At 65.4% G+C, this 7995-nt stretch carries 7 protein-coding genes; 4 read left to right on the top strand and 3 right to left on the bottom strand.

Annotation, left to right across the window (positions count from 1 at the left end; genetic code table 11):
- Positions 1-136: 136 nt before the first annotated feature.
- A complete protein-coding gene (locus WBQ44_RS20465) occupies positions 137-1879 on the top strand; it encodes an FAD-dependent oxidoreductase (RefSeq protein WP_495568498.1) in 1743 nt (580 codons plus the stop codon).
- Positions 1880-1942: 63 nt separating this feature from the next.
- Positions 1943-3502: a glutamine-hydrolyzing GMP synthase gene (guaA, locus tag WBQ44_RS20460; protein WP_495568499.1), complete on the top strand. Its 1560-nt coding sequence runs from the start codon at positions 1943-1945 to the stop codon at positions 3500-3502.
- 30 nt (positions 3503-3532) lie between these two features.
- On the opposite strand, the gene WBQ44_RS20455 is transcribed toward guaA, so the two are convergent.
- Both WBQ44_RS20455 and WBQ44_RS20450 read right to left on the bottom strand, forming a co-directional pair.
- Positions 3533-3781 (bottom strand): hypothetical protein, encoded by a 249-nt coding sequence (locus WBQ44_RS20455; protein ID WP_495568497.1) that lies wholly within the window; start codon positions 3779-3781, stop codon positions 3533-3535.
- Complete coding sequence (locus WBQ44_RS20450; RefSeq protein ID WP_495568496.1) at positions 3774-5201, bottom strand: PspC domain-containing protein; 1428 nt, start codon at positions 5199-5201, stop codon at positions 3774-3776. The genes WBQ44_RS20455 and WBQ44_RS20450 overlap by 8 nt, the downstream gene beginning before the upstream one ends.
- Before the next feature lie 149 nt (positions 5202-5350).
- Between WBQ44_RS20450 and WBQ44_RS20445 the strand changes: the two genes are divergently transcribed.
- Both WBQ44_RS20445 and WBQ44_RS20440 read left to right on the top strand, forming a co-directional pair.
- A complete protein-coding gene (locus WBQ44_RS20445) occupies positions 5351-6691 on the top strand; it encodes a PspC domain-containing protein (RefSeq protein WP_495568495.1) in 1341 nt (446 codons plus the stop codon).
- Positions 6688-7335 carry a response regulator gene (locus WBQ44_RS20440; protein WP_495568494.1) on the top strand — a complete coding sequence of 216 codons (648 nt, stop codon included), beginning with the start codon at positions 6688-6690 and terminating at the stop codon, positions 7333-7335. The genes WBQ44_RS20445 and WBQ44_RS20440 overlap by 4 nt, the downstream gene beginning before the upstream one ends.
- 7 nt (positions 7336-7342) lie before the next feature.
- Here WBQ44_RS20440 and WBQ44_RS20435 read toward each other — a convergent pair.
- On the bottom strand, positions 7343-7995 hold a 653-nt coding region (locus WBQ44_RS20435), incomplete at its 5' end, for a protein kinase domain-containing protein (protein WP_495568493.1).

Here is a 7995-nt window from a genome sequence, read left to right as displayed (position 1 = left end):
ACAGTGACTTGTGTCAGCTGTCACAGGCGTGTTGTCAGTTGGCCGATGCTGTCATCTATGATGTGGTGCCAATCACATTTGAGATGCGGAACGAACACCGATTGTCGACGAGATACGGTCACGAATGGGGTCACCAATGGGATCACAGGCTCGCACGACGGATTACGACGTTCTGATCGTCGGATCCGGGTTCGGCGGCAGCGTTACGGCGCTGCGCTTGGTCGAGAAGGGCTACAGGGTCGGCATCCTCGAGGCCGGTCGTCGCTACGAGGACGAAGACTTCGCGAAGACCAGCTGGGATCTCAAGCGCTTCCTCTGGGCCCCGAAACTCGGCTGCTTCGGCATCCAGCGCGTTCACCTGCTGCGCGACTGCCTCATCCTCGCGGGCGCAGGCGTCGGCGGCGGTTCGCTCAACTACGCCAACACGCTCTACCAACCCTCGGAGCCGTTCTTCAAGGACAAGCAGTGGGCACATATCACCGACTGGAGCAGTGAGCTCGGCCCGTTTTACGACCAGGCCACCCGCATGCTCGGCGTCGTCCGCAACCCGCACATGACACCGGCCGACGAGGTCATGAAGTCCGTCGCCGAGGACATGGGTGTCGGCGACACGTTCATTCAGACGCCCGTCGGTGTGTTCTTCGGGGACGAACCCGGAAAGAAGGTCGCGGATCCGTACTTCGGTGGCGTCGGACCCGAACGGACCGGCTGCATCGAATGCGGCGAGTGCATGACCGGATGCCGTCACGGCGCCAAGAACACCCTGCTCAAGAACTATCTCGCCCTGGCCGAGCGCGCCGGAGTCGACATCGTCCCGATGACAACCGTCAACGGCCTGCGCGAGCTTCCGGACGGCACCTGGGACGTATCCACCGAACGCACCGGCGCCTGGGTCCGCAAGCAGCCGAAGACTTACACGGCGGGTCACGTCGTACTGGCGGCGGGAACATGGGGAACTCAGAACCTCCTGCACAAGATGAAGGACGAGGGCGCACTTCCCAAACTGTCCGACACGCTCGGCCAACTGACGCGCACGAACTCCGAATCGATCGTCGGCGCCGCGAAGTTGAAGGTGGATCCAACGATGGATCTCACCAGGGGCGTCGCGATCACGTCGTCGTTCCACCCGTCGGCCGACACCCACATCGAACCGTGCCGTTACGGCAAGGGGTCGAATGCGATGGGGTTGCTTCAGACGCTCATGACCGACGGTGGCGGGCGCATCCCACGCTGGCTCAAATTCCTGGTCATGCTGATCACCCACCCGCTGGACTTCGTGCGCGTTGTCAACGTCCGCAACTGGAGTGAGCGCACCATCATCGCGCTCGTCATGCAGAACCTGGACAATTCGATCACCACGTTCACCAAGCGTGGTCTGTTCGGCCGCAAGGTCTCGAGCAAGCAGGGCCACGGTCAGCCCAACCCGACGTGGATTCCCGCGGGCAACGAAGCAACCCGTCGTATCGCGAAGAAGATCGGTGGCGTCGCAGGCGGCACCTGGGGCGAATTGTTCAACATTCCGTTGACGGCACACTTCCTCGGCGGCTGCGCCATTGCATCGGACGTCGAACACGGCGTCATCGACCCGTACCAGCGGGTCCACGGGTACCCGACGATGTTCGTCGTCGACGGTGCCGCCGTGTCGGCCAACCTGGGCGTCAATCCGTCGCTCACCATCAGCGCGCAGGCCGAGCGTGCGGCGGCGCTCTGGCCGAACAAGGGCGAGCAGGATCTGCGTCCGCGTCAGGGGCTCCCGTACGAGCGAATCGATCCGATCGCACCGAAGTCTCCGGTGGTGCCCGTGTCGGCTCCCGCCGCCCTCCGGCTTCCGATCGTCGAGGTTCGTACGCGCAAGTCCGCAACCACGGGTGCTGCCTGATTCGCAGGTCGAAAGTCCCACTAGACTGACCCGGTGACCGCATCGCAGCAGCCCGATCCCGCCATGCCCAGGCCCGTACTCGTCGTCGATTTCGGTGCTCAGTACGCGCAGTTGATCGCACGTCGGGTTCGCGAGGCGAACGTGTACTCCGAGGTAATCTCGCACACCGCCACGATCGAGGAGATCGCCGAGAAGAACCCCGTCGCGTTGGTTCTGTCGGGTGGCCCCTCCAGCGTGTACGCCGAGGGGGCTCCGGCGCTCGACGCGAAGGTCTTCGACCTCGACGTGCCGGTGTTCGGTATCTGCTACGGATTCCAGGCGATGGCACAGGCACTCGGCGGAACCGTCGCCCACACGGGAACTCGTGAGTACGGACGCACTCAGCTCTCGGTCGACGGTGGCGTGCTGCACGACAGCTTGCCCACGACGCAGCCGGTGTGGATGTCGCACGGGGATGCCGTCACGGACGCTCCGGACGGTTTCACGGTCACGGCCTCGAGCGCAGGCGCACCCGTGGCCGCATTCGAGAACGCCGAGCGTCGGCTCGCGGGTGTGCAGTACCACCCCGAGGTGATGCATTCGCCGCACGGCCAGCAGGTGCTCAGTCGATTCCTGCACGAGACGGCGGGCATCAAGGCGGAATGGACGGCGGCCAACATCGCCGACGCGCTGGTCGAACGCATTCAGGAGCAGGTCGGGCCCAACGGGCAGGCCATCTGCGGACTGTCCGGCGGTGTCGATTCGGCTGTGGCAGCTGCCCTGGTGCAGCGGGCCATCGGCGATCGCCTCACGTGTGTCTTCGTCGACCACGGTCTGCTTCGCGAGGGTGAGCGGGAGCAGGTTCAGCAGGACTTCGTCGCGGCCACCGGCGCCAAGCTTGTCACCGTCGACGCCGTCGACACGTTTCTCGGGGCGCTCGAGGGCGTGTCGGATCCGGAGGAGAAGCGCAAGATCATCGGCCGCGAGTTCATCCGCAGCTTTGAAGGCGCGGTCTCGGAGGTGTTGGGGGAGAACGCAGCCCACGGCGCCGAGGTCGAATTCCTGGTGCAGGGAACGCTGTACCCCGACGTGGTCGAATCCGGCGGCGGTTCCGGTACCGCGAACATCAAGAGCCACCACAACGTGGGTGGTCTACCGGACGATTTGCAATTCGCTCTGGTGGAGCCGCTGCGCACATTGTTCAAGGACGAGGTCCGCGCGGTGGGCCGCGAGTTGGGCCTGCCGGAAGACATCGTCGGTCGGCAACCGTTCCCCGGACCCGGCCTCGCCATTCGCATCGTCGGCGAGATCACCCGAGACCGCCTCGCCACCCTGCGTCAGGCCGACTCCATCGTCCGTGAGGAGTTGACCGCTGCAGGTCTCGATCAGCAGATTTGGCAGTGCCCGGTCGTCTTGCTCGCCGACGTGCGCAGCGTCGGTGTGCAGGGCGATGGTCGCACCTACGGCCATCCGATCGTCTTGCGTCCGGTGTCGAGTGAAGATGCCATGACTGCCGACTGGACGCGCTTGCCCTACGACGTCCTGGAAACGATCTCGACCCGGGTGACCAACGAAGTGTCGGAGGTCAACCGAGTCGTTCTCGACGTGACGAGCAAGCCGCCGGGCACCATCGAGTGGGAGTGAAATCCTCCTCGCCCGAAGGCTGTGAGGAACCTACCTGTTGCACTTGTGACTGGGCGCGAGCAGTAGCGCGAGTCCGACGACGATCGCGACGACCACGAACACCCAGCGGAACTGCACGTTCCCGAGTGCTTCGATCGCGGACGGCCCGATCAGCGCGCTGACTGCAACGATCATCGCTGCCAGTCCGACGAGGAAGAGCAGCGCCGATGGGCGGGTCCTGGCCCTGTTCTGTTCGGGTGTGTCCTTGTCGCTGTCGCCGTACTGCCATGTCTCAGCCACGAAGCACCTCCAGATTTCCCAGTCGAGCACTTCCGTCGATCGTGAGGGTCACGTCGGCGTCGGAGGGGCCACCCGGTACATCACAGTCGGTTGCGGCTGCAACGGCCGTGCAGTCGGCCACGACGCTCATGCCTTCCGGCACCCGAATCGTCGCGTTCCCCATGGTGACCGTGATTGCCACCGTTCTGTCTTCGGTGAGTGCCAAGTTTCGCAGATCGAGCTGCAGATCGCCTGCTTGGACCGTGTAATTGGGCTGGAGTTCGGCGATCGTCAGCGGAGCGAAGGACTGCTCTCCGGACGACCGCCCGTCGAAATCGACCGGGCCGACGATGGAGGCGAAGACGACGAACGCCAGCAGCGGACCGGTGACGACGAGCAAGCCGTACCCCTTGCGGAGGAACGCGCCGAGAACGAGTCCCGTGCCGATGACGGCGAGAGCAACGGCGCCGATTCGCGCTGGGGTCAGCCATTCGGATCCTGTTGCCGACGCGACGGTCGCGGCCACCGCGGCGGCCACCAGGGCCAGACCGATGAAGCTCGACGTCCACCGCGATCGCTTCTTCTTCTCGGTCACCTCTGGAGCACTTTTCGCCGTTGGTTCGGGAAGATCCCAGGCGAACGGGGCGACTCCCAGCGGATCCCACGACGGGGGCGTCGGCTGCGCGGAGAAGCCGTCGTCGACCGAGTTCGTCACGGCGGGCGCCTTGTTCAGGTCGACGGGCGCAGTGTCCGTGTGCGGCACCTGTGCGGGGGGCGGTGTCGGCACGTAGCTTTTCGGGAGCATCGTGTACGGGGTGTATCCGGTTGATCCGGCGCCATGCTCGCCGAGGTTGCGAGTTCCGGCCTGATAGTTGACGGGCTGGTACTGCGCGGTGTTGTAACCCGGCGGTCGGTAGGCCGCCCCAGCCCACGATCCGGCGTTGTACGGGGTGTCGAACGAGACGGGGAAACCCTGTTGTGGGTAGATTTTCTCGCCGTTGGGGAGAAACTCGGGTGGCTCGGGACGACGTTGGTGCAGCAGCCACAAGCCGGCGAGGAGCGCCAGCATGCTGATGAGGCCGGATCCGCCGAGCCCGACGCCCACCGGCCCGATCGTCGACACCGCGATGACGAGAGCGACGATCAGAACGACGATCTTGGTCGTCGATTCCGAGCTGCTGCCCTTGCCCATGAGGGATTCCGCGGGCGAAGCGGAGTCACCCGCGCGGCTCAAGAGCAGCCATGCTGCCAGGTAGAGGAAGATGCCTGCGCCGCCGAAGATAGTGCCGACCACCAGCGCGACGCGGATCAGGACAGGGTCGACGCCGTAGCGGTAGCCGATGCCTGCTGCGACCCCGGCTATGTGGCCTCGCTGCGGCAACCGATAGGGGCGGGTTCGCCACATCTGGTGTAGCTGGTCGGAGACGGTTGCGTTGCTCATGGAACCATCGTGGCTTCTCCTGGCTCTCGAGACATCAGGGATAGCCCTGATCTTCTTCGTCGGGGTGTATGCGGTGTCGGTGTGGCTCCCCGCGAAATCAGGGGAGACCCTGATGCGGTGCGGGTGCATTCCGTGCCAGGATCGGACACGTGCACCCTGTCGACCCATCGCCCGTTTCGCCGGGCCCCGAGCCGGCCACGTTCCATCGGCGTGGCGGCGGTCGCATCGTGGGCGGTGTCGCCGGTGGTCTGTCGGACCATCTCGGTGTCGACGTGTTCAAGGTCCGGGTGGCGTTCGCGCTGCTGGCGATCATGGCGGGTGCCGGAATCTTCGCCTACGGGCTGCTGTGGGTCTTCACCCCCGCGGGTTCGGACGTCGACCGCCCGAGCCCGGTCGAACGACGGCGAGCACTGGGGCTTTCGGCCGTCGGCCTGGGTTTGGCCGCCGGTCTCGCCTGGTTGCTCGACGGCTCGGCGGCCTCTGCGCTGGTGCCCATAGTCGTGGTGATCGTCGGCGCTGCACTCGTGTGGCGCGAATTCGACTCGGAGGGACCACGTTCGGTTCTCGGAATGCCGAAGAAGCCGACGGTGCTCAGCTGGGCGCGCGTCGTCGGCGGGGCGACGCTGATCGTGCTGGGACTCGGTGTGGTGGTGCTGGCACGCGTCGACATCGCGGCGCTTCGGTCGTCCCTGTTGGCCGTCATCGTCACTCTCGTCGGTGCAGCGTTGCTCACCGTCCCCGTGTGGTTGCGAATGTGGCGCACCCTCAACGCCGAGCGGTCTGCGCGTATCCGCAACGACGAGCGCGAGGAGATCGCGTCGCACCTCCACGATTCGGTGCTGCAGACGCTCGCGCTCATCCAGAAGCAATCCGATCAGCCGCAGGATGTGATGCGGTTGGCGCGCGGCCAGGAACGGGAACTGCGTAAGTGGCTGTTCGAGGGTGGCGACACCGCTCACTCGTCGCTCGCGGAGGCGTTGAAGACGATCTGTGGTGAGGTCGAGGATCAGCACGGTGTCACAGTGCGACCGATCACCGTCGGCGACGTGCAATTGAGTGCCGACGACGCCGAATCAGGTTTGCCGCGTGAACGTTTCACCGCTCTGCTCGGCGCGACGCGGGAAGCGCTCGTCAACGCCGCCAAGCATTCGGGTGAGACACACATCGATTTGTTCGCCGAAACCGAGCCGGACAAGGTGACGGTGTTCGTCCGCGATCGTGGCACCGGGTTCGACGAAGCGCTGGTGCCGATCGATCGGCAGGGCCTTGCCAAGTCCATTCGTGGCAGGGTCGAGCGCCGCGGCGGGGAGGTGTCGGTGCGTTCGCAGGTGGGCAAGGGAACCGAGGTGCAGATACTGATGCCCCGTATCGGTGCGGCGGACGACGCGCACGCGACGCGGCATCCCAGCACGGAGCAGCCGAATGCGGGACACTCGAATGCCGAGCAGTCGAAGAGCGAACAGCCGATACCGCAGGAGCAGCCCAGGTGACCGACACCTTCCGTGTCTTTCTCGTCGATGATCATGCAGTTTTCCGCTCCGGTGTTCGCGCCGAACTCGGACGCGAACCCGACATCGAGGTGGTCGGTGAAGCGGGCGGCGTCGCCGACGCGGTGGCCGGAATCGAGGCCACGAAACCTGATGTGGTGCTGCTCGACGTGCACATGCCCGACGGCGGCGGCGTCGCGGTTCTCGGGCGCATCTCCTCGGGACCGGTGTTCTTGGCGTTGTCGGTGTCCGACGCCGCCGAGGACGTCATCGCCGTCATCAGGGCGGGTGCGCGCGGGTACGTCACCAAGACCATTTCCGGATCCGAACTGGCCGACGGTGTTCGACGGGTGGCGGGCGGCGACGCCGTGTTCTCTCCTCGCCTTGCCGGCTTCGTGCTGGACTCCTTCACCGGGAAGTCCGCGGCCCCCGAACCTCCGCTCGATCCGGAGTTGGATTCACTTACCCCCCGCGAACTCGAAGTTCTTCGCCTCCTCGCGCGCGGCTACACCTATCGGGAGATTGCCGAGGATCTGTTCATCTCGGTCAAGACCGTCGAGACCCACGCATCGAACGTGCTGCGAAAGACGCAGCAGTCCAACCGCAATGCACTCACGCGGTGGGCGCACAATCGACGGATCGACTGAAATTTCGTCAGAGAACGGCGATCAGGACGATCAGAAGTAGAACGACGACTGCAACGATCACCGCGAGAACGACCGCGGGGGAGACGTCGATCCTGTCGGCGACCACGTCGTCGATGCGGTCGAGAACCGAGTCGAGCGGGCTCTTCTTCTTCGGTGGATCGAACGGCGGTGGCGCATAAGGTTTCGGGGTGTGATCCTCGGCCGGGCCTCCCGACCGCACCGCGGGCAAGCCTGCGATGGTGCTGTCGAACTCTCTGGACGGTCTACGCGCCTCGGCCACCGGAGTCGATCGATGCGCCCACGCGGGGACGGTGCCGTCGGACGAGGTGAGGGGAGCGCCCCGCAGGTGAACGATGCTGCTGCGGCTGCTGATTGCGGTCGTGATGATCTCGTCACGGGCCTGAGCCATCGTCGGCCGTCGGGCGGGATCCGGTTCGAGCATGTGCAGCAGCGCCTGCGTCAGATCACCCGTGCGGGTGGGTTCGATGATCTGCCCCCGTGCGACTCGGTGCAGCAGTGCGATGGAATCCTGGTCGATGTCGAACGGAGGCCTGCCCTCGATCGCGGTGTAGAGCGTCGCGCCCAGGGAGAAGACGTCGCTCGCCTCGGTGGGATCTTGACCCCGGGCGACCTCGGGGGCGAAGTATGCAGGCGTACCGG

It is taken from the genome of Rhodococcus sp. (in: high G+C Gram-positive bacteria), from assembly GCF_049591685.1.
Taxonomy (GTDB): domain Bacteria; phylum Actinomycetota; class Actinomycetes; order Mycobacteriales; family Mycobacteriaceae; genus Rhodococcoides.
Note: the sequence above shows the minus strand (reverse complement) of the source record. Positions and strands in the feature narration are given on the sequence as shown.

Coding starts and splice junctions, on each gene's coding strand:
- WBQ44_RS20465 (WP_495568498.1), top strand. CDS start 137: ATGGGATCACAGGCTCGCACGACGGATTACGACGTTCTGATCGTCGGA.
- guaA (WP_495568499.1), top strand. CDS start 1,943: ATGCCCAGGCCCGTACTCGTCGTCGATTTCGGTGCTCAGTACGCGCAG.
- WBQ44_RS20450 (WP_495568496.1), bottom strand. CDS start 5,201: ATGAGCAACGCAACCGTCTCCGACCAGCTACACCAGATGTGGCGAACC.